Source organism: Vibrio anguillarum, assembly GCF_001989995.2.
Taxonomy (GTDB): Bacteria; Pseudomonadota; Gammaproteobacteria; order Enterobacterales; family Vibrionaceae; genus Vibrio; species Vibrio anguillarum.
In genome coordinates, this window is sequence record NZ_JAHGUP010000041.1 from 1 (window position 1) to 24,754 (window position 24,754).

Annotated in this window: 21 protein-coding genes and 1 pseudogene; 11 read left to right on the forward strand and 11 right to left on the reverse strand. The window is 45.1% G+C overall.

The window, feature by feature from the left end; translation table 11 throughout:
- Nucleotides 1-951: pseudogene (locus PL85_RS18845) on the forward strand (peptidoglycan-binding domain-containing protein); the annotation flags it as partial.
- Nucleotides 952-1,675: 724 nt separating this feature from the next.
- A complete protein-coding gene (locus PL85_RS11165) occupies nucleotides 1,676-2,260 on the forward strand; it encodes a hypothetical protein (RefSeq protein ID WP_038198778.1) in 585 nt (194 codons plus the stop codon).
- 52 nt (nucleotides 2,261-2,312) lie between these two features.
- Here PL85_RS11165 and PL85_RS11170 read toward each other — a convergent pair whose 3' ends face one another.
- Nucleotides 2,313-2,573: a DUF3012 domain-containing protein gene (locus tag PL85_RS11170; RefSeq protein WP_115339997.1), complete on the reverse strand. Its 261-nt coding sequence runs from the start codon at nucleotides 2,571-2,573 to the stop codon at nucleotides 2,313-2,315.
- A 306-nt stretch (nucleotides 2,574-2,879) separates the two neighbouring features.
- Here PL85_RS11170 and rbsD point away from each other — a divergent pair, with 306 nt between their 5' ends.
- The 6 genes from rbsD (at nucleotide 2,880) to PL85_RS11200 (ending at nucleotide 8,877) form a co-directional block, all read left to right on the forward strand.
- Nucleotides 2,880-3,299, forward strand: coding sequence for a D-ribose pyranase (gene rbsD / locus PL85_RS11175; protein ID WP_013868176.1), 420 nt, complete (start codon nucleotides 2,880-2,882; stop codon nucleotides 3,297-3,299).
- A 20-nt stretch (nucleotides 3,300-3,319) separates the two neighbouring features.
- Nucleotides 3,320-4,825 carry a ribose ABC transporter ATP-binding protein RbsA gene (gene rbsA / locus PL85_RS11180; protein WP_013868175.1) on the forward strand — a complete coding sequence of 502 codons (1,506 nt, stop codon included), beginning with the start codon at nucleotides 3,320-3,322 and terminating at the stop codon, nucleotides 4,823-4,825.
- Between the two features lie 11 nt (nucleotides 4,826-4,836).
- Complete coding sequence (gene rbsC, locus PL85_RS11185; RefSeq protein ID WP_010320544.1) at nucleotides 4,837-5,805, forward strand: ribose ABC transporter permease; 969 nt, start codon at nucleotides 4,837-4,839, stop codon at nucleotides 5,803-5,805.
- A gap of 73 nt (nucleotides 5,806-5,878) precedes the next feature.
- Nucleotides 5,879-6,757, forward strand: coding sequence for a ribose ABC transporter substrate-binding protein RbsB (gene rbsB / locus PL85_RS11190; protein ID WP_115339998.1), 879 nt, complete (start codon nucleotides 5,879-5,881; stop codon nucleotides 6,755-6,757).
- A 175-nt stretch (nucleotides 6,758-6,932) separates the two neighbouring features.
- Complete coding sequence (rbsK, locus tag PL85_RS11195; protein ID WP_115339999.1) at nucleotides 6,933-7,850, forward strand: ribokinase; 918 nt, start codon at nucleotides 6,933-6,935, stop codon at nucleotides 7,848-7,850.
- Nucleotides 7,851-7,869: 19 nt separating this feature from the next.
- Nucleotides 7,870-8,877: a substrate-binding domain-containing protein gene (locus PL85_RS11200; protein ID WP_115340000.1), complete on the forward strand. Its 1,008-nt coding sequence runs from the start codon at nucleotides 7,870-7,872 to the stop codon at nucleotides 8,875-8,877.
- 45 nt (nucleotides 8,878-8,922) lie between these two features.
- Here the strand turns inward: PL85_RS11200 and PL85_RS11205 are convergent, their stop codons facing one another.
- From PL85_RS11205 to PL85_RS11235, 7 genes are all read right to left on the reverse strand, one after another.
- Complete coding sequence (locus PL85_RS11205; protein ID WP_088733564.1) at nucleotides 8,923-9,546, reverse strand: DsbA family protein; 624 nt, start codon at nucleotides 9,544-9,546, stop codon at nucleotides 8,923-8,925.
- Entirely contained in the window at nucleotides 9,540-10,403 is an 864-nt protein-coding gene (locus tag PL85_RS11210) for an MBL fold metallo-hydrolase (protein WP_115340001.1), read from the reverse strand. Before PL85_RS11210 ends, PL85_RS11205 begins: the two co-directional genes overlap by 7 nt.
- A 332-nt stretch (nucleotides 10,404-10,735) precedes the next feature.
- Nucleotides 10,736-10,876 carry a hypothetical protein gene (locus tag PL85_RS11215; protein ID WP_010320537.1) on the reverse strand — a complete coding sequence of 47 codons (141 nt, stop codon included), beginning with the start codon at nucleotides 10,874-10,876 and terminating at the stop codon, nucleotides 10,736-10,738.
- A 133-nt stretch (nucleotides 10,877-11,009) separates the two neighbouring features.
- Nucleotides 11,010-12,458: a decarboxylating NADP(+)-dependent phosphogluconate dehydrogenase gene (gene gnd / locus PL85_RS11220; RefSeq protein ID WP_019283138.1), complete on the reverse strand. Its 1,449-nt coding sequence runs from the start codon at nucleotides 12,456-12,458 to the stop codon at nucleotides 11,010-11,012.
- Nucleotides 12,459-12,471: 13 nt separating this feature from the next.
- Nucleotides 12,472-13,188, reverse strand: a complete 717-nt coding sequence (pgl, locus tag PL85_RS11225) for a 6-phosphogluconolactonase (protein ID WP_115340002.1) — start codon at nucleotides 13,186-13,188, stop codon at nucleotides 12,472-12,474.
- Nucleotides 13,185-14,687 carry a glucose-6-phosphate dehydrogenase gene (zwf, locus tag PL85_RS11230; RefSeq protein WP_026027598.1) on the reverse strand — a complete coding sequence of 501 codons (1,503 nt, stop codon included), beginning with the start codon at nucleotides 14,685-14,687 and terminating at the stop codon, nucleotides 13,185-13,187. The genes pgl and zwf overlap by 4 nt, the downstream gene beginning before the upstream one ends.
- Nucleotides 14,688-15,043: 356 nt before the next feature.
- Entirely contained in the window at nucleotides 15,044-15,556 is a 513-nt protein-coding gene (locus tag PL85_RS11235; protein WP_064626500.1) for a hypothetical protein, read from the reverse strand.
- A gap of 209 nt (nucleotides 15,557-15,765) precedes the next feature.
- Between PL85_RS11235 and PL85_RS11240 the strand changes: the two genes are divergently transcribed.
- From PL85_RS11240 to PL85_RS11250, 3 genes are all read left to right on the forward strand, one after another.
- Nucleotides 15,766-18,126 carry a Lon protease family protein gene (locus tag PL85_RS11240; RefSeq protein WP_026027772.1) on the forward strand — a complete coding sequence of 787 codons (2,361 nt, stop codon included), beginning with the start codon at nucleotides 15,766-15,768 and terminating at the stop codon, nucleotides 18,124-18,126.
- A gap of 270 nt (nucleotides 18,127-18,396) precedes the next feature.
- A complete protein-coding gene (locus PL85_RS11245) occupies nucleotides 18,397-20,025 on the forward strand; it encodes a methyl-accepting chemotaxis protein (protein WP_115340003.1) in 1,629 nt (542 codons plus the stop codon).
- Between the two features lie 256 nt (nucleotides 20,026-20,281).
- A complete protein-coding gene (locus PL85_RS11250) occupies nucleotides 20,282-21,520 on the forward strand; it encodes an MDR family MFS transporter (protein ID WP_174223858.1) in 1,239 nt (412 codons plus the stop codon).
- A 48-nt stretch (nucleotides 21,521-21,568) separates the two neighbouring features.
- Here the strand turns inward: PL85_RS11250 and PL85_RS11255 are convergent, their stop codons facing one another.
- The 3 genes from PL85_RS11255 to PL85_RS11265 form a co-directional block, all read right to left on the reverse strand.
- On the reverse strand, nucleotides 21,569-22,306 hold the full coding sequence (locus PL85_RS11255) for an oxygen-binding di-iron domain-containing protein (protein ID WP_013868161.1): 738 nt from the start codon (nucleotides 22,304-22,306) through the stop codon (nucleotides 21,569-21,571).
- Complete coding sequence (locus PL85_RS11260) at nucleotides 22,284-22,913, reverse strand: hypothetical protein (RefSeq protein ID WP_017043842.1); 630 nt, start codon at nucleotides 22,911-22,913, stop codon at nucleotides 22,284-22,286. The genes PL85_RS11255 and PL85_RS11260 overlap by 23 nt, the downstream gene beginning before the upstream one ends.
- 99 nt (nucleotides 22,914-23,012) lie before the next feature.
- The gene (locus tag PL85_RS11265) at nucleotides 23,013-24,347 is read right to left on the reverse strand and encodes an MATE family efflux transporter (RefSeq protein ID WP_064626498.1); all 1,335 of its coding nucleotides are present in this window, start codon (nucleotides 24,345-24,347) and stop codon (nucleotides 23,013-23,015) included.
- Between the last annotated feature and the right edge of the window lie 407 nt (nucleotides 24,348-24,754).

Consider the following 24,754-nt stretch of genomic DNA (forward strand, 5'->3'; position numbering starts at 1 on the left):
GACGCCTTGGTGCTCAATGATGCCACGACGCACATCAAGCACGACCAGCACCTCACGGTGGATAATGACCAGTTTACGCACGTTAAACATAACCACCACCTCACGGTGGAGGGCGAAAGCCGCGATAACATAACCAAAGATAACAGTGTAGAGATTAGCGGGTCAGTACAGCATAAAGTGGCCAAACTGACCGCGATACAGACAGGGCGCGAAATCAGTCTTAAAGCGGGAGCTAAAATCGTTGTAGAAGCTGGGGCTGAAGTGACTTTAAAAGCGGGTGGCAGCTTTGTCAAAGTGGATGCCGGTGGCGTGCACATCGTTGGTCCTGCGATTAACCTCAATGCTGGCGGAAGTGCCGGCAGCGGTAGTGCTTATGGTGGGCAATCCGCCATGTTGGCAACCCCACTACTTGATATGAAAGCTCCGGTCGAATTACAAGCGAGTGCTATTAGTGCGACCATGCAAAGCGGCCAAGCGAATGTGATCACTCATTTTGAGGCTGCCGCAGTACAATCCGCTGCGCAGAAATCATCTGCATCACCACAAAAGCAGTCAGAATCCAAGGCGGCAGAAAAGAGCGCTCAGGAAGAGAGCCAAAAAGAGGATGCACAAAACGAAGATAAAGCGTCACTGCTACAATCGGATGTGTTGAAAGCTTCAGAAGAGCTGGAAAAATTAGCGAAGAAACAAGCCAGCGCTTTCAGAAAAGGCAACAATGGCGAAGAAGTGAGCTTGATTCAGCAAGCGTTAATCAAAATGAAATTTGATTTGCAAGCCGATGGTGATTTCGGTAATAAAACCAAAACGGCCATCGAACAGTTTCAAAAAAGTTATCAACCTAGTCATCAAACGCATCCGTCATACAGCATTGGCCCCGTTGATGGTATTGTTGGCCAAGGCACTTTACTTGCACTGGATGAAGCTTTGATGGATGGTTGGATTTATGAAAATATTGATGGATATATCTATTCTCAAAATGGTGTCTTTTTAGGTAAAACATTGAACCCATCAAATGTTGTTTACATTGCAGAATCAAAAGATAATTCTGGTAATTATATTAATGCTAAAGAGTTAATAAATATAACTCATGAAGAGTTTCAAATATCGTCCGCAATTGTTAAGCATGAAGGTACAGATGATAAATATCCAGATGAGTATATTTGGATTGCTCATTCAGCTAAAAATTATGCTACAAAAAAAGGTAAATCATTGTACCAGATGCTAATGACGAGTTATTCATCTGTCCCTAAAAGTGAGAAAATACCTCTATCATATTCTAAGGAAGATGTAACTTCTAATTTTGCAAGGAAAGCAGTAGCTAGTGTATATTTGAATCCTGATCCTACTGATGGTGCAACTCTTTGGGATGGAACAGACTTTATTGCATGGGGTCTTAATTCTCCTGATGGAACACCACAAAATAAATTTGAAGAATATTATCGAATTACTATCAATTCATCGACATATCAAGGTTTTCTTTCTTCACAGTTATTAAAGTATAAAGGTGGGAAAGTAAAATATTATGGTAAGTATTATGACATTCCAAGTATGGTTTTTAAAGAGTCTAAAAATTGGACAAGCGGTGACTTTGTTTATGATACAGGCTACTCAAGACGGAAGATGATTGTAGCTACTGGAACAAAAGGGCGGTCTATTTTTTGGAGGGTAATATAGAATGAAGTTTTGTGTATTTTTGATGTCATTAGCAATATCACTTGGTAGTCAGGCTAATGATAAAGTAAGGTGTGATTCTTTAACTCATAGCCCATATGATTTTTATGATAAAGTTCCGTCTATATATCAAGGAGATATTCAAACTATATCACCATATGTTAAGGTTGATGATACTCGTAAAGATTTTCTAAAGATAAATGATAGAGCTATAGATGTATGTGAGTACGTAAATGAAGATAAGGATGAAGTAATTAGTTATTTGATATACTCTGGAGATGATGTTATTTTTTTAAATAATAATGCATTAGGAGATCTGGATTTAGAACAAGGAGTAGTTTTCCGGTATATCCAATATGATGAAAAAGAATTAAAGATTTACTTTGAGTCTTCTGGTGGTGCTAGCGAGGATTATTCATCATTCGAATTTTATTTTTTGCCATATCAAAATGACTTCTTATTAAATAAAGTAATCAATAGCTATAATATTGAGGTTTCAGATGGATTTGATTTAGCAAAAAAAGAAATAATTCTACCCGATACATATCTGAGCAAGTTTAATTTTGAATCGTTTTTAGACAGTTTATAAACTGTATTGTGGAACTTTGACATCCAGAGTTTACTCTGGGTGTCTTTTCTTCTCACAGCAAACAATATTTAACATAAGAACCAGCCTCATTCGCTGTCCAATCACCTTTTGGCTTGTCTTTCATATCTTCACACCACGCGTCGCTGCCAATTTGTGATTGGAAGACACAGTGCTTTGCATAATCCACCGCCTGCCCGGCGTTCCATTCGCCTTTTGGTTTCTCTTTCATATCTTGACACCATGCTTCGCTGCCTACTTCTGAGCAGGCGGCGAGTGAGAATGCAGTAAACAATACCAAGGCTATTTTTTTCATGTTTGAGTTCCAAATGGATGCGATTTTTGTTCGGAGTGACTATACCGAAAATCACGGTCTCAGTGTTAATCCTATGCTAAAAATGGGCATCTAATGACAAATAACTCAGTGATAGTCCTCACTCTTTTTTACTCCTCAGCTCACTAATCAACGATCAAAATCACATTACCTATTTTCGCATCGTGCAAATTATTTTTGCTACGCTAGGATTCATCGAAACGTTTCGATGAGATTTTCTTGAACGATTCAAGAGTGATAGAAAGGTGTCAAAAAGCGAAACATAAAGCCTAACGTGAAGGTATAACAATGAAAAAAAGTACCCTATTAAATTCAGAACTCTCTTACTTGGTGGCTACTTTAGGGCATACCGACGAAATCACAATTTGTGATGCCGGTTTGCCCATTCCTGATGAAGTGCAGCGTATTGATTTAGCATTAACTCACGGTATTCCCGGTTTTATTGACACGGTCCGCGTGATTCTTTCTGAATCTCAAATTGAAGGTGTGATCATTGCTGAAGAGTTTGCACAAGTAAGCCCTGAGCATCACAAAGCACTGCTTGCTGAGCTGAAAGCGGAAGAGGAGTTATGCGAGAAAGCGATTGCTGTCACTTACCTCTCTCATCAAGATTTTAAAGAGCGCACTATGCGCAGCCGCGCCGTGGTAAGAACAGGCGAATGCACGCCGTATGCGAATGTTATTTTTCAAGCAGGCGTCGTGTTTTAAGCCGCGATTGAGGATCCACTATGACTCAAGCAATTTTAGCGCTCAGTGAGATTGAAAAAGCGTTCCCCGGCGTGAAAGCGCTCGATAAAGCTAGCCTCAATGTTTACCCCGGCCGCGTGATGGCGTTGATGGGCGAAAACGGCGCGGGTAAATCAACCTTAATGAAAGTGTTGACGGGTATCTATTCATTGGATGCGGGTTCTATCACTTACCAAGGAAAACCAGCCGCCTTTAAAGGCCCACGAGATTCACAACAAGCAGGCATCAGCATTATTCACCAAGAGTTGAATTTGATTCCGGAATTAACTATTGCTGAAAACATTTTTCTAGGCAGAGAGATAACCGGTGCGATGGGGCGAATTTTATGGAATGAAATGTACCAAGCAGCCGACAAACTACTGGCTCGCTTAAATGTTAAACACAGCTCCAAGACCTTGTTGGGTGACTTAAGCCTTGGTGAGCAACAGATGGTTGAGATTGCAAAAGCGCTCTCATTTGAGTCGAAAGTGATCATCATGGATGAGCCGACGGATGCGCTGACGGATACCGAAACTGAATCGTTATTTAATGTGATTAACGAGCTGCGTGAACAAGGTTGCGGCATTGTTTATATCTCACATCGGTTGAAAGAAATTTTTGAAATTTGTGACGACATTACTGTGTTACGTGATGGCAAATTCATTGGCCAGTGCAAAGTGTCTGACACCAATGAAGATGGCCTGATTGAGATGATGGTCGGCCGGAAATTAGAAGAGCAGTACCCACGTATTGAGGTAAAGCACGGCGACACTTGCCTTGAAGTGATAGGCCTCACGGGTTCAGGTGTGCATGACATTAATTTTACGCTCAAACGAGGTGAAATCCTCGGTGTCTCGGGTTTGATGGGCGCAGGGCGCACTGAATTAATGAAAGTGATTTACGGCGCGCTGCCCAGTGAGCGAGGCGTGATTAACCTTGAGAACAAAACCATCAACCCAGTCAGCCCACAAGATGGCCTTGCAAACGGTATCGCGTATATTTCGGAAGATCGCAAAGGGGACGGTTTGGTTCTTGGCCTGTCGGTGAAAGAGAACATGTCACTGTGTGCGTTGAATAAATTTAGCAAAGGTGTACAGATTCAACACAGTGATGAAGTCATCGCAGTGGAAGATTTCATTCGCCTATTCAACATCAAAACGCCATCTCGTGATCAAATCATTGGCAATTTATCCGGTGGCAATCAGCAAAAAGTAGCGATTGCCAAAGGGTTGATGACACGCCCTAAAGTCTTGATTTTGGATGAACCCACACGCGGGGTTGACGTGGGAGCCAAAAAAGAGATTTACCAATTGATTAACCAATTTAAAGCCGAAGGGATGAGTATTATTTTGGTCTCGTCAGAGATGCCAGAAGTGCTAGGGATGAGTGACCGAATTTTGGTGATGCATGAGGGTCGAATCAGCGGCGAATTCAGTGCCAAACAAGCCAACCAAGAGATTCTACTCGCCTGTGCGGTAGGCAAAAAGATCAATGAGGAAGCAGCATGAGCAGTAACAGCATGAGTAATTCAACCCAAACTAACCGCAGAAAATGGATCAGTAAAGAGTGGCTCATTGAGCAAAAATCACTGATTGCTTTGCTTTTTTTAGTGGTCGTTGTCTCTTTTTTAAACCCTAATTTCTTCACGGTTGACAACATACTGAACATTTTGCGCCAAACCTCAGTCAACGCCATTATCGCTGTGGGGATGACCTTGGTTATTCTAACGGCAGGTATCGATTTGAGTGTTGGCTCGGTACTGGCGTTGTGCGGCGCTTTTGCTGCAACCATGATTGGTCTTGAGATTCCTGTCATTATCGCAGTCCCTACAGCGCTACTTGCTGGCGCGGCACTGGGTGCGATTAGCGGCATCATTATCGCCAAAGGTAAAGTGCAGGCGTTTATTGCCACCTTAGTCACTATGACCTTACTGCGTGGTGTGACCATGGTTTATACCGATGGGCGTCCAATTTCGACAGGTTTTACCGATACTGCAGATGCTTTTGCTTGGTTTGGTACAGGTTACGCATTGGGTATTCCCGTTCCGGTGTGGATGATGGTGGTAGTCTTTGCTGCGGTTTGGTACTTACTCAACCATACACGTTTTGGCCGCTATGTTTACGCGCTAGGTGGCAATGAGTCTGCGACGCGATTGTCAGGTATTAATGTGGATCGCGTGAAAATTGGTGTGTACGCCATCTGTGGTCTATTGGCTGCGCTGGCTGGCATCATCGTCACGTCTCGCCTCTCTTCTGCGCAACCGACTGCTGGTATGGGTTATGAGCTGGATGCCATCGCTGCCGTCGTACTTGGTGGTACCAGCTTGATGGGTGGTAAAGGACGCATTATGGGCACGTTAATTGGGGCGCTGATCATCGGCTTTCTTAATAACGCGCTGAACCTGCTTGATGTCTCTTCTTACTACCAAATGATTGCGAAAGCCGTGGTTATTTTGCTCGCGGTACTCGTGGATAACAAAAATAAGTAACACGATAGAAAACCTCCGTTTTAAAGCGAGCCATATTAGCTTTAAAACGGCCCCTACAAAAAGGACTATAAAGATGAAAAAACTTGCAACTTTAATCTCTGCTGCTCTACTTTCCACCACTGCCTCTGTGGCTGCGCATGCGCAAGACACCATGGCGATTGTACTATCCACTCTGAACAACCCATTTTTTGTCACCATGAAAGATGGCGCAGAAGCGAAAGCGAAAGAGTTAGGCTACAACCTGATCGTCTTGGATTCACAAAATGATCCAAGCAAAGAGCTATCAAACGTAGAAGACTTAACCGTTCGTGGCGTTAAAGCGATTTTGATCAACCCAACCGATTCTGATGCCGTCTCTAACGCCATCCGTATGGCCAACCGCGCTAAAGTGCCAGTGTTGACACTGGATCGCGGTGCAAGCCGTGGTGATGTTGTGAGCCACATCGCTTCTGATAACGTAGTCGGTGGTGAAATGGCCGGTCACTTTATCGTCGAAAAAATCGGTGCAAAAGCCAAAGTTATTCAACTGGAAGGGATTGCTGGCACATCGGCCGCTCGTGAGCGTGGAGAAGGTTTCATGAACGCGGTGAAAGGCAGTGAAATGGAACTGCTTGCTAGCCAGCCTGCTGATTTTGACCGCACTAAAGGTTTGAATGTAATGGAAAACCTGCTAGCGGCAAACCCAGATGTTCAAGCCGTATTTGCCCAAAATGATGAAATGGCATTGGGTGCACTTCGCGCCGTTCAAGCATCAGGCAAAGAGGTGATGATCATCGGTTTTGATGGTACCGACGATGGTATCGCGGCGGTAGAACGCGGCCAACTTGCTGCGACTGTTGCTCAACAACCAGACATGATCGGTGCACTTGGCATTGAAACGGCCGATAAAATGCTAAAAGGCGAACAAGTGGATGAGTACATTCCGGTTCCTCTAAAAATCATCAGCAAATAATCTTTGCTGTAGGTAGCTCTTTACTGGCTCGTAGAGAGCTACCTCTTCTATAACCCCTCAGCCATTAATAACCAGTAATCAGGCTCGATAGGTTTGTTTTTTCAGGTGAAGCCACAAAAGCCAAACCTCTCCAGCTCTATTTCAAACATGTTCACTCATGAACAAAGGACAAATTATGAATCAGTTAGTGGTATTAGGTAGTGTTAACGCTGACCATGTTTTGCAAGTGCCTTCATTTCCTCGCCCGGGCGAGACGCTGCATGGTCGTCATTATCAAGTTATTCCCGGTGGTAAAGGGGCCAACCAAGCTGTAGCGGCCGCGCGATTAAAAGCGGACATTGGTTTTATTGCCTGCGTGGGTGACGATGCATTCGGTATCAATATTCGTGAGAATTTTAAGCTCGATGGTATCAACATTGCGGGAGTTAAAATGCAGCCCAATTGTCCGACGGGCATCGCGATGATCCAAGTCTCGGACAGCGGAGAAAACAGCATCTGTATTTCGGCAGAGGCGAATGACAAGCTGACGGCTGATGCCATTGAAGCGGATTTAGCCGCCATTGGCGCGGCCAAATATTTGTTGATGCAACTAGAAACGCCAATCGATGGCATTATTAAAGCTGCGCAAATCGCCAAACAAAATCGTACCAATGTGATTTTAAACCCAGCGCCTGCCCGAGATCTGCCTGATACTCTGCTAGAATGTGTCGATGTGATCACGCCAAACGAAACGGAAGCGCAGCGCTTAACGGGGATCACGGTTGATGATGATCACACGGCGCAATTAGCGGCCAATGAACTGCATAAAAAAGGGATTGAAATCGTCTTGATCACCTTAGGTGCAAAAGGCGTTTGGCTAAGCCAAAATGGACGTGGTCAACTGATTGCTGGTTTTAAAGTCGATGTGACAGACACCACCGCGGCAGGTGATACGTTTAACGGTGCTTTGGTAACGGGTTTGTTGGAAGATATGCCTTTAGAATCAGCCATTAAATTTGCGCATGCTGCGGCAGCCATTTCTGTTACCCGTTTTGGCGCGCAAACCTCAATACCCACCCGAGTAGAGGTGGACGCGTTTCTCGCTCAGAATTAATAGAATAGGAAAAACAGACATGGCGACAATGAAAGATATTGCAAGATTAGCCGGCGTATCCACGTCTACCGTCAGCCATGTCATTAATAAATCTCGCTATGTGAGCGATGAAATTGCTGAGCGTGTCAATAAAGCCGCGCAAGATCTGAACTATGCCCCGTCAGCATTGGCTCGCAGTCTCAAAATGAACCGAACGCGCACCATTGGTATGTTAGTGACCACTTCGACTAACCCCTTTTTTGGCGAAGTGGTCAAAGGGGTAGAGCGCAGTTGCTATCACAAAGGTTATAACCTTATTTTGTGTAATACCGAAGGAGATAGCCAGCGGATGCAAGCCTCTATCAACACGCTGCTGCAAAAGCGCGTTGATGGCTTACTTTTGATGTGCTCCACCTTAGAAGGTGAGCGGATTGACGTTTTTGAACGCTACCCAGATATCCCTGTCGTGGTGATGGATTGGGGCCCAATGCTCTTCCCTAGCGATAAAATACAAGATAACTCTTTACGTGGTGGTTATATTGCGGCGAACTATTTGATTGAGTGCGGTCATAAAAAAATCGGTTGCATTACCGGGCCATTGATTCGTCATCAAGCTCAGATGCGTTATGAAGGTTATAAGCGCGCTGTCTTGGAAGCAGGTTTGGACATTCACCCCAATTGGATTGTGGAATCCGATTTTGAATGTGAAGGTGGCTACGAAGCGTTCAATAAAATGTTAGCCAAAGGGCCATTGCCGAGTGCGATTTTTGTCTCTAATGACATGATGGCAATGGGTGTGATTAATGCAGTTAATGAAAAAGGGATCCGCATTCCTGAAGATCTTTCGCTGATGGGGTATGACGATATTCACATCGCCCGTTTTATGTCGCCAGCTCTAACCACTATTCATCAACCCAAATATCGTTTAGGTAAAGCGGCAGTTGACACCTTACTTGCCCGTTTAGAAAACGAAGCGCTCGAACCGCAAATTGTCCAATTAGAGCCGACTTTAGTGGTGCGTAAAAGCATCAAAATGATGAACAAGTAGATGGAAAAATCCCTCTCTTTACTAAAGAGAGGGATGAGGCACTAATTACTGAGTCATCTTTTTCCAGAAATCAGCCCATTGCTGCGGTCGATTATAGAAATGGCTAACAGATACGGTTCGCCATTGCCCCTCTGCTTCATACACAATCGAGGGAAAACCAGAAAGCTGATATTGCGCCATTAAGCTTTGCGTCTGCTCTAGCTGCTCTGGTAACTGATCTTTGGCTTGCTCCATCGCTTGTTCCCATTGATTTGGCTCTAGGTCAAGCGATTGGGCTAACAGTGCCAATGTGTCAGTATCGGCCACAGGCAAACCTTGCTGGTAGTGCGCTTGTTGAATGCTTTTGAGCATAACACTTGGCGATACACCGAGTAATTGCGCTGCAATAATGGCTTGAGCAGTAACGTATGAGTCCAATATCACGGTTTCGCCACTTTTGATTTTGGCGATGTAACCTTCCCCAAATACGGCTCCTGTTTGCTGAGCAATGCGCTGATCAGCTTGCAGTACATGTTGGCGAAAACCATCTGAAAGAGGCGATCGCTCGATCATTCCACCCGGATGAAGGTGCAGTTTGACTCCGCTCATTTCATTCAACTGCTGAATCAGAGAGGTTGCTCCGTAACACCAGCCACACATTGGGTCGAAAATATAGTGGACGTTTACCATTTCATCTCACCCATGTGAACTTTGGCACCAATTTCTAAAGCCATTGGTAGGCCAGCATTAGGGTAAAGGTTTTGCATGGTTTGAATTAACTGAGCGCTGTCTTTGCTGTTTGCTTTCGCTTTAGCAAAATCCATAAGATATTGTTGTGCAAATTCAATTGAAGAAGCATCAAGCGCTGTTCCAGAAGTCATATGCCCCGGGATCACTACGTTTGGTTTGAGTGCTTTCATTTGATCAAGTTGTTGCGCCCAAGCTTGGCGGCTCGCATCACTTTGTGCATCAGCCATCCATAAATGAACATTTCCGTATACCGCGACGTTACCTAAAATCGCTTTATTGGCTGGTATCCATAAATAAGGACGATGCGCTAATTCTCCATCCGCATCGCGAATTTCAATAGTTTGCCCATCAATGGTTAAGGTTTTGCCATTATAAGCCGTTGGTAGTATTGGTTTTACAGGGGCATTTGCACCCATTTTGGGAGCCCAAAATGCCAGTTTACCTTCGAGTTTTTCTGCAATCGTTGCACGTACGCCAGGAGTCGTCAGCACTTTCGCTTGTGGAAACATGTCATGCAGTACTTCAGCGCCAAAGTAGTAATCAGGGTCAGCTTGGCTAATAAAAATCGTGGTTAAGTTTTTGCCAGAGTCTAGTACTTTTGCTGCAATACGGAGTGCGTCGGCTTTAGTAAAGCCAGTGTCAACCACCATCGCTTCTGTTTCGCCATAAACCAAAGTGGAGTTGACATGGAAGCTATTGCCATCTGCATTGTAGACGTCAAGTGTCAAAGGTTGTTGTGCTGCAAACGCGGTGCTGCTGATGAGTGTGGTTGCTGTAAGTAGAGTCATTGTTTTCATGATTATTTATCCAAAGAGTATGTTATCGGTTCGGGAGCTATCATACGAATTAGATTGGTTCGGATATATAGCGAATAACCAACATCATTGTTTCTTAATTTGAACTAATGATGAATAAATTAACCAACAAACGAGAGTTTTTGGATATAGAATTCGCTTAACGCGTTCGGACTATAGCTACAGTTAAATGGCAGAGGTTTATCGCTAGCAGTACAAGCTTTGATTGAATGTCAGAAAGAGTATTTCGTGAATCATGATTGGCAAACGATATGCCTATAGATGAGGTAGAGAGGAGTGATAAGCAGAGCGTGTTGCCACACTCTGCTTATGGATTATGCTACTGCGCCTTGTTTCTGCGCTTGTTGCACTAATGCCTGACGTTGAGCTTCCATAGCAGATTGAACTTCATTTTCCCTATGAGTGTCTTCTTCCACAGCCTGTGGGACAAATACATAGAACTTATTGATGGTCATCTTTGGATCTCATGTAGTTTTGGAAACAAAAAAATAGAGGATGTTAACCTAGTTAACATCCTCCATGACGGTCAAATTATAGGCGTAGATGAAGGGGCTTAGCTAGTCCTTTTTTCATCGTAAGCCGAATTTTTTATACGTCGTAAGTGGTAGACGCCGTATCGCCGCCTGTACCGGTCCAGTTTGTGTGGAAGAATTCACCACGTGGACGATCAGTACGCTCATAAGTGTGAGCACCAAAGTAATCACGTTGTGCTTGCAGTAAATTAGCCGGTAAGCGAGCGGTGGTGTAGCCATCTAAGAAAGTGAGCGCGGAGGTCATACATGGCATTGGAATGCCGACTTCCATTGATTTGGCCGCTACTTTACGCCAAGCCGCTAGGCAGTTATCCAAAATGCCCTTGAAGTAGGCATCTGAACCTAAGAAGGCGATTTCTGGGTTAGCTTCGAACGCATCACGAATGTTGCTCAGGAATGCGGAGCGGATGATACAACCACCACGCCACATCAATGCCACGTTACCGTAGTTAAGATTCCAACCATTTTCGTTAGACGCTTGGCGCATTAGCATAAAGCCTTGTGCGTAAGAGATGATCTTAGACGCAAGTAGCGCTTGACGAAGTGCATCAACCCACTCTTGTTTATCACCGTCGATCTGCATATTGCTCTTACCAAACAGCGCTTCGGCAGCAACGCGTTGATCTTTCAATGCTGAAAGGCAACGAGAGAAAACTGACTCAGTGATCAGCGTCAGCGGAATACCCATATCGAGTGCGTTAATGCCCGTCCATTTACCTGTGCCTTTTTGGCCAGCAGTATCGAGGATTTTCTCAACCAGAGCTTCACCATCTTCGTCTTTGTAGCCTAAGATATCAGCGGTGATTTCCACTAGGTAGCTATCGAGCTCGGTCTTGTTCCAATCAGCAAACACTTTTTGCATTTCATCATGGTTTAAACCCAAGCCGTCTTTCATAAACTGATAAGCTTCGGTAATTAGCTGCATATCGCCATATTCGATACCGTTGTGTACCATTTTAACGAAGTGGCCCGCGCCGTCGTTACCCACCCAATCACAGCAAGGCTCACCAGCTTCGGTTTTTGCTGAGATACCTTGGAAAATTGGCTTCACGGCTTCCCAAGCTTCAGGTGCGCCACCTGGCATGATAGATGGGCCAAAACGTGCCCCTTCTTCGCCGCCAGAAACGCCTGTACCGATAAAGTGAATACCTTTTTCACGCAGTGCTGCAACACGGCGGTTGGTGTCTGGGAAGTTCGTGTTACCACCATCGATAATGATGTCGCCTTTATCGAGTAGCGGAACCAGTTGGTCGATGAAATCATCCACGACTTGGCCCGCACGCACCATCAGCATCACTTTGCGAGGTGTCGCCAGTTTGTCGACTAACTCTTGCAGTGAATAAGCACCAACAATATTGGTGTCTTTCGCTGGACCTGCTAGGAACTCATCGACTTTTGCCGCGGTACGGTTGTGAGCTACCACTTTAAAACCGTGGTCGTTCATATTTAGGATAAGGTTTTGGCCCATCACTGCTAGGCCGATTACACCGATATCACCTTTCATTTATTTCTCTCCTTCACGCAATCTTTGTTGCGGCATCTGAATCTAAAAACCACTCTGTTTCGCCAGTTGTTGATTTAACTTTGGCAGCCGGATAAGGAAGATCCTCGGCTTTCGTGGTGTGAATTTCGTGTACGATCTCGGCTTTACCTGCGCCAAGAACGAGGTAACTAATGCGTTTTGCAGCTTCCAACACTTTCGCTGTTTTAGAGACACGAAGTTGGCCTGATTCCGGATGCGTTGCCACTAAAGATAAATTCTCATCCTCGTAGTCGGTCACATTAGGGAACAGGGATGCCGTATGGCCATCTGCGCCAACACCGAGCAAAATCCAATCAAAAACAGGAGTACCGTTGACGGATGGAATGACTTTTGCCATCTCATCGGCAAAGCGCTTAGCTTCGGTTTGTGGATCATCTTCGCCGCGAATACGGTGAATATTTTGAGGTGGAATGTTCACTTGGCTAAACAGCAGTGTATTGGCTTCACCAAAGTTGCTTTCGGCATCGTCAGGAGCGACACAGCGTTCATCACCCCACCAGAAATGCAGGTTTTGCCATGCAATCGCCTGTGCATAAGGTTCACTGGCCAATAATTTGAATAGCATTTTGGGTGTGCTGCCACCGGAAAGGGAGATATGAACTGGCTGACCTTGCTCGCTATAGCGTTGCATTTCATTGGCGAGCGTTTCAACCACCTGTTCTGGGGTTTGACAAATTTTATGATTGATCATAATTCGCAGTAATCCGTATCGGTCAAGTTTTTACACGGGAAGCGCCACGCGCGGCCATCATTGTGTAGCAGCAAATCGGACTCTTTTGGTCCCCACGTGCCACAGGCATAGCCAAACAGCGATTGAGGGTCTTGTTTGAAATCCAAAATAGGTTGCACGAACTTCCAACACGCTTCTACGGCATCGGTACGCGCAAATAAAGTTGCATCACCGTTGAGCGCATCCAAAAGGAGCCGTTCATAAGCGGTCAACATCTTGGTTTCTTCCAGTGATGTGTAATGGAAGTTCATGGAGACTTCTTTGGCTTTAAAGCCCGCACCTGGCTCCTTCAAACCAAAGCTCATTTGAATGCCTTCATCGGGCTGAATGCGGATGATGAGCTTGTTTTCAGGGGCATTTTGCCCAAAAACAGGGTGTGGCGTACGCTTAAAGTGAATGACCACTTCGGTGACGCGCGTTGGTAAACGTTTACCTGAACGCACATAAAATGGCACACCATTCCAGCGCCAGTTATTAATAAACATTTTCAAACCGACATAAGTTTCAGTGCGCGAATCTGCTGCCACACCATGTTCATCACGGTAACTGGGTAAAAACTGGCCACGAACTTCCGATTCCGTATATTGCCCCAGTACGAGGTTGTGGCGTAGGTCATCATCAGAAAGCGGTTGCAGGCTTTGCAGCACTTTATTGACTTCGTTACGAATTGAATCGGCATTAATGGCGGCTGGTGGTTCCATGCTAACCATAGCTAACACTTGCAGTAAATGGTTTTGGAACATATCACGCACCGCACCAGAACCGTCGTAATAGCCACCGCGTTCTTCGACGCCCAAAAATTCTGCGCCTGTAATTTCGACATAGTCAATGAAATTGCGGTTCCACAAAGGTTCGAACATCCCGTTAGCAAAACGGAAAACCAACAGGTTTTGTACCGTCTCTTTGCCTAAATAATGGTCGATACGGTAGATCTGGTGTTCTTGGAAATGGCGATGAATTTCGATATCAAGGCTTTGAGCCGATGCGAGGTCATAACCAAACGGTTTTTCGATGATCAAACGCTTCCAACCTTGCGCTTCGCTATTTAATCCATGCGCTGCGAGATTGGCCGGGATGACGCCATAAAGGCTCGGCGGCGTCGCGAGATAGAACAGAGTGTTGCGTTGCGTGAATTGGTATTGATCAGCCAAAGAGTCAAGACGCGTGGCGAGCTGCGCGTATTCTGCAACATCTGAAGTATTGATCGCTTGATAATGCAAGTGCTCGCAAAAGGCGTCGAGAATATCTGGGACGGTCTTTTCCATTTCCTGAAGAGAGCGCTTTAATTTTTCACGGTATGACTCATCGCTGTATTGGGTTCGGCTGACACCCAGAATAGCAAAGGATTTCGGCAGTTGATCACTGGCGAACAAGTGATACAGAGCAGGTATAAGCTTGCGATAGGTTAAGTCGCCTGAAGCACCAAAAATCACAATACTGCTGTTTTCAGGTATTACCATCATCTTTCCCTTAAAAACGAGGTATTTAGCATGCGCCAACGGTAGCAGCGTCATGCAAAAATAGAAAATAGGCTCTAACTATAATGTCGATAGTTAAAACCAATGCGCTCCTCCAAAAGTGCAGAACGCAGTCCAGGGATCGCCCCTAGACTCGGGTGCGTATTGTCTACGACAATTTGACATACATCAACTATTGATAACGCAATCGATTAAATTCTCATGCCATCTCGACACATTTTCAGGGTGAGAGGTTAGGTTCTGCCTAAGTCTCATCCCCTGACTACAGCACGTTACTTATAGCGGCTGTGAATGATGCTAGGTGGTCAGTCTTATCCGGAATGGTAACTCTATGGTGATTATTCAGTTGAACAATGACAGTTTGACGACGGAACTTGAGCCTGTACTTGGTTATAACGTTTGAGTTGGTTGAAATAGTGGTGCGCTTTTTGTACGTGTTCGAACTCCAACATCCAAGTCGCACTGCGCTGAGCTGAACAAAAAGCACTCATATGTTTGAGCAAGTCATCGCTTTGTTTGGTGAGTACGTTGGCAAGGCGGTTAACCAAGGCATTGGGCTCAATCGCAGTAAACTGCAGCAGAGCATAAGATTGATTTAAGACATCAAAGGCTTGTTTATGCTGGCCCAAGTGGTTGAAAATTTCAGATTGAGAAACGGCAGCATCACATAGCCCAGAGATCAAGCACACCAACTGGCAAGGTTTTGTATGTTCGCAGTTTAGCGCTGATTGAATATGACTTGGCATATGATGCAGTACATCTTCAAACAAACAGTGTGCTTGTGGCCAATGCCCCTGCGCTAATAGTTGTTCAGCCTTGAGATAGCTTGTCCAGCACTGTTGTAAGTCCATACTCAATTCTCCAGAATGACGGCGTTCACTTATTTAAATGCAATTTATTATCAAATGCAAATAATTGTTATTTGCGATTTTAAGTGTGGTGATTGTTTATTATTTGTTCGGTTAAACGCGAATAAGGTGTAACTCGCTAAAATATAAATGAATTGCTTCTACACTTAGGTCAAACTACAACAAGAATCCAAAAGCTAAGGAGCGGAGTGATGGCGATTCAACGATTGAATGCAGAGCAGCTCTACCACGTTGCCCAGTTAGAAAAACTCCCTTGTAAATCAACTAAGGAGTTAGACCCAGTTGATGAGATTGTGGGGCAAGAACGGGCGCAAAAAGCGGTCGAATTTGCAATGTCGATCAAAGAGAAGGGTTACAACATCTACGCTATTGGCCGTAATGGGTTGGGCAAACGTACGATGATTTTGCGCTATTTAAACCGCCATCAGCATGATGTCGATGCGTTGTTTGATTGGTGTTATGTGGCCAATTTCAGCGATATTCGAACCCCAAAAGTGCTGAAGTTACCTTCGGGTATTGGGGTTAAACTCAAGCAAGACATTGAAAAGTTAATGAATAAGTTGGTCAATGCGATCCCGTTAGCTTTTGATAACGAGATTTACTTTGCTCGTGCCGATAAACTGAAAAATCAGATGGCACAAAAACAGCAAAGTGAATTGGATAGCATCAGTAAAGAAGCCAAAGATAAAGGCATTAGCTTAACCATCACCACTCAAGGCGACTATCAATTTGTTGCGATGAACGGTGAAGAGATGCACACCGAAGAGTCCTTTGACGCCTTGTCTAAAAAAGAGCAAGAGCACTTTAGCCATACCATTGATGAGCTAGAAATCAGCCTACGCAATATGGTACGTCAACTGACCGAATGGGAAGACTCCTACAGTGAGAAGATCAAAAAGCTCAATGATGAAGTCACGCTTGGCGTTATTACCCACTTTATTAAGCAGCTTAAGCAAGATTATTCTGGCTACCCAGACATCAAAACGTATCTCACGGAGTTACAAAAAGACATCGTCGATAATGCAGACATTTTCTTAGATGAAGACAGTGAGCAAGGCGAAGTCGCGACAGCTTCTTTAGATAAGCGTCTGCCGCGTCGCTACAAAGTCAATGTGCTGGTCAGCCAGCCTTCAGACAAGCTACCGATCGTGGTAGAAGAGAACCCGAACTACCACTCTCTATTTGGTTATATCGAAACGGCGACTTTTAAAGGCACAGTATTTACCGATTTTTCGTTGATTCGAGCGGGTAGTTTACATAAAGCCAATGGTGGTGTGCTGTTGATGGATGCGGTGAAAGTGCTTGAACAGCCCTATGTTTGGGACGGTTTAAAGCGCGCGCTGCGTTCACGCCAAATGAGTTTTACCTCTTTGGAAAAAGAGGTCACGCTAACAGGGACGGTTTCACTTGATCCAGAGCCTATCCCGCTAAATGTGAAAATCATCCTATTTGGTGATTACCACACTTATCAGCTGCTGACTCATTACGATCCTGAATTTAGCGAATTGTTCCGAGTAACGGCCGATTTTGAAGATGAGATGAAACGTACGCCCGATACCGAGCTACATTACGCGCGTTTTATTTCGAGCATAGTGCACGACAACAATATGCTGCATTGCGACCGTAAAGCGATTGCACGCATCATTGAACACAGTTCACGTACAACGGGCGATCAAGGCAAACTGTCACTTCATTCGGCGCATATTGCCAATTTGTTACGCGAATCTAACTATGTGGCGAAGCAGGCGAATTCAAACATGATCCGCCAGAATCATGTCGAAGAGGCGCTCAGCAACCAAGAGATGCGAGTGAGCCGCCTGCAAGACAGTGTGATGGAGTCGTATGTTAACGGTACAACGCTAATCCAAACGCAAGGCATGGCGGTCGGGCAGGTGAATGCGCTGTCGGTATTGAGCACCAGCGATCATATGTTTGGTGCGCCAAACCGTATTACCGCCACCACTTCCTATGGCGATGGTGACATTATCGATATCGAGCGCAGTGTCGATCTGGGTGGCAGCATCCACTCTAAAGGTGTGATGATTTTATCCGCGTATCTCTCTTCGGTATTTGGCCGTACGGCGCGCGTACCACTCACCACGACCATCACATTTGAGCAATCATACGGTGGTGTGGATGGTGATAGTGCCAGCATGGCCGAATTCTGTGCGATTGTGTCTGCGTTTTCTAAACGGCCTAATCGCCAAGATATTGCGATCACAGGTTCGATGAACCAATTTGGTGAGTCGCAGCCGATTGGCGGTGTGAATGAGAAAATTGAAGGTTTCTTTGATGTGTGTGCAATCAAAGGGCGCACCAGCCAGCAAGGTGTCATCATTCCTCGTTCAAACATGCACAATCTGATGTTACGCGCTGACGTTGTTAAAGCGGTCGAGAAAGGGGAGTTCAATATCTGGGCTATTGAACATGTCACTGAAGCGGTTGAGCTCTTTACTGGCAAACCCGCAGGCGAAGCAACAGAAGATGGCAGCTACCCGGTTGATACCATCTTCGGTTTAGCACAAGCCAAACTGAATGCGCTTAGAAAATAGCCTTATCGAAGAATAAATTCTTCAGTACTAACCACCTCAATGACCACCTAGAAAGTGGTCATTTTTCTTCATAAATCATCATAATTTAACTTATATTGTCTTATTGGTATCTAGTCATTGTTTTGACGACCATATGCTCATAACTATATGAATTGCATTATATTATTTCATGGACAAAAATGTGAATTTTGTCTATTGTTTGCTCTTGTTTAGTCCGTGGGATTAGTCCCAAGGCATGGATGCGAATGTTATTTTAATCGAGGCTTTTAAATGCATTTTTCACTGGAAAATTTGTCAATTCGCGTACAAGTTTTATTACCCGTTTTGTTAACCACTTTCGCTTTACTTATTGCACTGTGGATAACCAAAAGTAATCTCCAAAATGAACAAATCAAAGTGTCGAACAGTACTGATCGGCTCGTTGAATATAAAGATGCTCTTGCCAGTGTGGACGATACTGTTTATCCGCTGCGTATTAGTGCGGTATACGCTATTTATGATCCCGCTCGTCGCGCCACATTCTTAGCTGAGTTAAAAAATGGCCTGGAAGAAGTAGAGCGCAATTTGAGCAAAATGCGACAAGATGAGCTTTATCGGAGCGATGTTGAGGTAGTTCATAAAAGCATCGAACATTACGTTGATATGTCGACGAAAATGGTGGAATTTTTTAACCGTCGCGATCAAGGGATGACCTCTGAAGCTGAATACACAGCATTTATTGCGCAATTTCGTCAAAGTGGTGAGCAAATGGTCAATGCGATAAATGATCTTTCGCAGCAAGTGAACCAACAAGCGACGCAGTCATTGGCTCAAAGCGACAAAGACAACATTCGCGTTATGAACACGGCTATGGTCACTGTTCTGTCTGTACTTTCGCTCTCTCTTGCGATGGCTTGGATCCTTTCAAATATGATTGTGGCCCCGATTCAGAAGCTGCAAGCTGTAATGCGTGAATTAGCGCAGGGGAACTTAACCATTCGCGCTGATGCGGATGGCGAGAATGAAATCTCAAAGTTGGGTAAAGATGTCAATACGACTACCTCTCAGTTACATGCTACGGTAGATCATTTAAACCGTATTAGTGAAGAAGTGGCGTCAGCTTCAACCGAGCTGGCTGCGGTGATGACGCAAGCAGAGTCAAATGCACAACAAGAGTTGAGTGAAATTGAACAAGTTGCGTCGGCGGTGAATGAACTTGCGAGCACAGCAAACAACGTGAGTGATAACGCAACGGTCGCTGATTCAACCGCTCGCGAAGCGGATGAACTTGCTAAATCAGGCTTAGCTATTTTTAAAGAGAGCGCCCAAGCGAGCTTACAAATGTCAGAAGCGCTGAATCATGCTGCGAGCGTAGTTCTGCGTCTAAAAGAGCAATCAGAGCAGATCAACGATGTCGTTGAAGTGATCCGAGGTGTCTCTGAGCAAACCAACTTATTGGCACTGAATGCGGCTATTGAAGCGGCACGTGCAGGTGAGACTGGTCGTGGTTTTGCGGTCGTGGCTGATGAAGTTCGCATGCTTGCTGCACGTACTGAGAGTTCAACTAAAGAGATTCGAGTTATCATTGAAGAGCTGCAAAGCCAATCGATTCTTGCAAACGATAGTATGCAAACCAGCATTGAGATGCTTGCGCGTAACGGTGAGTTAACGCAACGAGCAAATGATGCACTTGTTGGGATCACGGAATCGGTTTCAGACATCAATGATTCAAATACCCAAGTGGCGACTGCGGCAGAAGAGCAGTCGCAAGTCACGCAAGATATTAACCGTAACGTGGTTAATATGTCTGAGCTTGTAAATCAAAACGTAACGGGTATCAGCCAGAGCGCCAGTGCCAGTGCCGAACTGTCACAATTGGCCGAGAAGCAAAAAGCGCAGCTCGCCTTCTTCAAACTATAAATCGACTATTATTTCCTAGTCTCAACCGCATAACTCGAAAGGTTATGCGGTTTTTTTATGAATCAAAGAATATCTAACCATCCGAAATAACTAGGTTTTTTTGGGTTAGCTGCTTGTTTTTATGATTCGATCCCCCTCGTATAAAAAACACTATCTTTATTAACATTATCTTCATATATTGACCCAATAAGAACTAGAAATGTGATGTTCATCGTGTGAACGCATGGTCAAGTGGCTGAAAGTAAGGAGTGTTTTTATGGCGAAAGAGGAAAGCTTATTTCGTTTAGAAAGGGTAAAGAGGTTTAATTTTTCAGTGTGGACGGTATTAACCGGAACATTGATTGCTCGTACCAGTTTTTTCATGGCATGGCCATTTTTGATCGTGTTCCTTTACCAAGATTATGGTGCATCGCCGATTGAAGTGGGTGGAATGCTGGCGACCTCTGCTGTTGTAGGAGCAATTACTGGGCTGTATTCAGGGTATCTTTCCGACAAATTTGGTCGCAAGTGGGTGATGGTTCTTGGCAGTGTGATGGCTGCATTTGCCTACAGTGGCATTGGTGTGGCTGATCAAATCTGGCAGTTTTACGTGCTTATTGTCCTTACCGGTTTAATGCGACCAATGATTGAAGCGCCGGGCAAAGCGGTGATCGGTGATAACTTGCCGAATTTGAAAGATCGCGAGCTGGCGCTCAACATCCGCTATTTCCTACTCAATCTAGGTGGTGCCATTGGGCCACTGCTTGGGATTACATTTGGGCTTTCTCACCCACAAACTCTCTTTTTCTTTACCGGCGGCACGTATTTATTGTTTGGCTTTTGGCTGCTGCTCGGTATTGAACGTAAAGGGCGCTACACCAAACCCGATCGCTCTGGTTTGCCTAATTTTTCTTCGACGCTAAGAGTGATCAGTAAAGATAATATTTTTGTGAAGTTGATGGTGGCGAACTTCATCATGATGTTCATCTATGGGCAGGTAGAATCGTCTATTCCACAAGTGATTGTACGCACCAGTGCCGCCGATGCAGCGCAAATTGTCGCAGGGTTAGTGCTGGTAAATACCATGACCATTATCATCTTCCAGTTCCCAATGCTGAAGTGGTTGGAAAACGTCCCGCTGTTTGTACGAACTCGGATCGGCATGTTATTGATGGGGCTTGCGCAACTCGGCTTTCTGTTTACCCCTGCAGATTTACCGATTGGTTGGGCGCTCGCTTGCTTTGTTTTGAGTATGGGAGAAGTCATTGCTTTTCCAACCTTAAACGTACAAATAGACCGCATGGCTCCCGCCCATTTGCGTGGTTCTTACTTTGGTGCCGCCGCGCTTTATTCGTTAGGTTTTGCGATTGCACCACTGGTTGGGGGGGCGGTGATTGGATACCTCAATTCAAACTGGCTGTTTGGCCTTTGCTTTGTGCTGTGCCTAGTGATGATTTGGCTTTACTGGGTCGCAGAGCATCAGCCCGATACGGTCGAGCGTGAACCCATTACGTAAGCTTAATTTGTTCTTTTTATAAGGCTCTCATCGAGAGCCTTAACATCGCTATTTTTTTATCGCTACGCCAACTTCCAGCTTATCTAGCCATTCCAAAAATCGTTGAACATCATCGCCCCGAAAAATAGCGCCATGTTGCGGACACATCATCTCAATATCTAGCTGGCTGACTCGCTCAATCCAATCACTTTTGGCGCGGTTAGATGGCATCCAACGTTGATGAAAATAAGTCATTTTTGGAATATGGCTTTGAAAATCTTCTACAAAAAAAGAGGCGTTAGGGCTGTCGAGCGCGGCACCAATATCGCCAGACATCAATATTTTTGCATCAGGGTCGTAAACCGAAAAGTTACCAGAAGAGTGCATGTAATGTGCTGGGATAAAGTGCAGGTCGTGACCTGATAAGGACACTTTTCCACCTTCATCTTTGATGGGGGAGAATTGAATTGACTCCATACCAAAATGGCGGATAAACCCTTCCCACAACCAAGGTGAATGTAATGTTGCACTGGGCAGCGCTTTATCCCATAAACCGAGGGAAGAGATGATGTCTGGATCTTGGTGAGAGGCAAAAAGATGCTTGATATGTTCAATCGGCACTTCTTTCACGACGCAACCGAGCATCGCCGAAAACAGTTCAATGCCACCGGGGTCTAGCAATATCGCTTGATCACGATTGACTATCATATATTGGTTGGTATCAATGATTTTTTCTGGTTTGTTTGGATCGCGAGCAAACATCACCCAGCGATGATGGCCGCGTTCAAATAGTATTTTTGATTGCATAGTTCACCTGAGAAAAGAGAGAGAATGTTTTGAGCGATAGCATGACGTGAGCTTGAATTTCTTTTGCCAGTTCAGCGACGTTATTCGCAATGCTTTGCAGTTGGGCTTGATATCGCTCATCTGCTTGAGAGGCTTCCACGCTCAGCATGATCGAGATGATTTGTGCAATGCGCAGGTTGTCATACAAGGTTTGCAATAACTCGTGTAGGTTTTGAGCTTCAGAGTAGAAACTGTGACTGAGTTTGCTATATTCCTCTTGGTTCTGATGATGTACGACATCCAAACTGTGTAAATGCCGAGCGTTATGCGCTTGTATATACACATTTTCAAAACGTTCAAGCGCAGCGCGTGCACGAGTCCTTGCGGTTGCGAGTTGGCTGATACGCTGCGCTTTTAAGTTGATGGTGTGCGACGCCTCTAGCGTGACGCGGACTAAATCGTCAATCGAATCAGTAATTGGCCGAAAACCTGCGGCACTTTCGCCCGCACGCAGAGCCAGAGCTCTGGCATTGCTGGCGACAAGCAGTAATTTTTTTGCAATGAGTACGCTTTGGTTTAGCTCTGCTGCCACTTCCGCCGCAATTACGAAAACCGGTTTGTTGTCCATAGTTATCGAAAATATTCATCAACTTAACGTGTGTTAACTATAGACCAGATTCATATTTTTGAGACTAGATTGCTCGTTTTGGCTCTGTGTTACCTAAACTCAATGGTTTTTCTGCTGCTCAACTTGCCGAAGTGCACGTTGGTACATCGCCCACGCGGCAAGGCCTGCGAGGATGTTACCGACCAACGCCCCGATAAACAGGCCATGCAGTGCCGCTATTTGAGCGCCAACCCATAAACAGGGCAAGAAGAACACAAACAGGCGCAGCGCGGAAATGGTTAAGGCGGTGTATGATTTTGCTAACGCATTAGAAACCGAGACCATTAACATGCAGATACCAAGCGGCCCTAAACTGATTGGCACGATCATTAAGTGCCAGTGCAAAATGGATTCGACACTTTGTTCGCTGGTCATCAGCACTGCAAGGTGGCCGGATAATAGATAGGTCACCACGGCGATGATGAGCTGAAACCCAAGAATAAATTGGCACGCAACACGAACCAATTTTCGAATGTCTTGCAATTGGCCTGCGCCAAGCAAACGACCCACCATCGGTGGCATCGACATAGTTAATGCCAATATTGCGACCATCGCAAAAAACTCAAAACGAGATCCTAACGCCCAGGCCGCGACAGCTGCGGTGCCGAAACTGGCCAATAGTTTGGTTGCCAGCATCGAAGAAAGCGGTGGAAGAAGCTGGCTTATCATGGCCGGCCCCATGATATGGCTGATAGAGCGAATACTTTTCCCTACATCCAAATCTGACCAATCAAACAGCATCCAGTGTCTTTTCGACACCTTGGGCGCAACCACGAACACGCCAATCCCAAAGGCTAGAATGGTCGCCAGCGCTGCGCCTTCAATACCCAAATCAAAAGTGAAGATAAAAATAGGGTCTAAAATCAGGTTTAAAATGCTGGTGACCATCATCATAGTACCCGGCAACATAGTATTACCATTGGCTCGACACAGACTGTATAAAAAGTACAGCACCGCGCCCACCCAAGCACTGATTAACCAATAAATCCAGTAGCTGTCGACGATCTGATACACCGATTCAGGAGCGCTGAGTAGCGCTAAGATGGGATGACGCAGTAAATAGATAATCACTGAAAACAGAGCAACCCCAATGCTGCCAATAGCGACGACTAACCCACCAAGCTGCTTCGCGTAGCGAATTTGGTTCGCACCCAATGCGCGAGCAATCACCGCTGTGGTCGCGATGCCAAGCCCAACCTGAAGGCCGATGATGATCATCTGAATGGGTAATGTAAACCCTTGCGCGGCAAGGGGTAACACGCCAAGTTGGCCGATAAACGCACTATCAACCAGTTGGAAGCTCATAAGGGACAGCACACCAAACATCATCGGCCAAGTCATTTGCAAGAGTTGGCGTGTGAGTGAAGGTGGAGATAACGGGGTGGTGTTTGACATTGCTCGGCTCAACTATATGGGTAGAGGTTTTAATATGTGGCCTCTGCGGTGAAAAACAAGCTCAGTATGGTTTGTACGTTATGTGCGTTGAGTATGTTAACAGCTATACATGAAGAGAGCGACGTCCATCCCCAGTCTAGTTGCTCTGTGCAATGACATGAAAATCATCATATTTGTGAAATATTTCATAAAAACCTAACCATTTGGTGAATACTTGAGCGTTAATCTCGTGATGAACTCGTCCTATTTCTATGAAATGAAACCGATTTCATTTCTGTTTTGTGAATCAATTTGCGTTTAATGTATTGATGGTGTTAATAAAAAATAACAATAACGCTCTTCCTCAGTTTCATCGCCAAAAGCAGTCGAGCGCGCTGTGAAGCGACACCTAATTTTCACTTGTTTCA

Coding starts and splice junctions, on each gene's coding strand:
- PL85_RS11165 (WP_038198778.1), top strand. CDS start 1,676: ATGAAGTTTTGTGTATTTTTGATGTCATTAGCAATATCACTTGGTAGT.
- PL85_RS11170 (WP_115339997.1), bottom strand. CDS start 2,573: ATGAAAAAAATAGCCTTGGTATTGTTTACTGCATTCTCACTCGCCGCC.
- rbsD (WP_013868176.1), top strand. CDS start 2,880: ATGAAAAAAAGTACCCTATTAAATTCAGAACTCTCTTACTTGGTGGCT.
- rbsA (WP_013868175.1), top strand. CDS start 3,320: ATGACTCAAGCAATTTTAGCGCTCAGTGAGATTGAAAAAGCGTTCCCC.
- rbsC (WP_010320544.1), top strand. CDS start 4,837: ATGAGTAATTCAACCCAAACTAACCGCAGAAAATGGATCAGTAAAGAG.
- rbsB (WP_115339998.1), top strand. CDS start 5,879: ATGAAAAAACTTGCAACTTTAATCTCTGCTGCTCTACTTTCCACCACT.
- rbsK (WP_115339999.1), top strand. CDS start 6,933: ATGAATCAGTTAGTGGTATTAGGTAGTGTTAACGCTGACCATGTTTTG.
- PL85_RS11200 (WP_115340000.1), top strand. CDS start 7,870: ATGGCGACAATGAAAGATATTGCAAGATTAGCCGGCGTATCCACGTCT.
- PL85_RS11205 (WP_088733564.1), bottom strand. CDS start 9,546: ATGGTAAACGTCCACTATATTTTCGACCCAATGTGTGGCTGGTGTTAC.
- PL85_RS11210 (WP_115340001.1), bottom strand. CDS start 10,403: ATGAAAACAATGACTCTACTTACAGCAACCACACTCATCAGCAGCACC.
- PL85_RS11215 (WP_010320537.1), bottom strand. CDS start 10,876: ATGACCATCAATAAGTTCTATGTATTTGTCCCACAGGCTGTGGAAGAA.
- gnd (WP_019283138.1), bottom strand. CDS start 12,458: ATGAAAGGTGATATCGGTGTAATCGGCCTAGCAGTGATGGGCCAAAAC.
- pgl (WP_115340002.1), bottom strand. CDS start 13,188: ATGATCAATCATAAAATTTGTCAAACCCCAGAACAGGTGGTTGAAACG.
- zwf (WP_026027598.1), bottom strand. CDS start 14,687: ATGGTAATACCTGAAAACAGCAGTATTGTGATTTTTGGTGCTTCAGGC.
- PL85_RS11235 (WP_064626500.1), bottom strand. CDS start 15,556: ATGGACTTACAACAGTGCTGGACAAGCTATCTCAAGGCTGAACAACTA.
- PL85_RS11240 (WP_026027772.1), top strand. CDS start 15,766: ATGGCGATTCAACGATTGAATGCAGAGCAGCTCTACCACGTTGCCCAG.
- PL85_RS11245 (WP_115340003.1), top strand. CDS start 18,397: ATGCATTTTTCACTGGAAAATTTGTCAATTCGCGTACAAGTTTTATTA.
- PL85_RS11250 (WP_174223858.1), top strand. CDS start 20,282: ATGGCGAAAGAGGAAAGCTTATTTCGTTTAGAAAGGGTAAAGAGGTTT.
- PL85_RS11255 (WP_013868161.1), bottom strand. CDS start 22,306: ATGCAATCAAAAATACTATTTGAACGCGGCCATCATCGCTGGGTGATG.
- PL85_RS11260 (WP_017043842.1), bottom strand. CDS start 22,913: ATGGACAACAAACCGGTTTTCGTAATTGCGGCGGAAGTGGCAGCAGAG.
- PL85_RS11265 (WP_064626498.1), bottom strand. CDS start 24,347: ATGTCAAACACCACCCCGTTATCTCCACCTTCACTCACACGCCAACTC.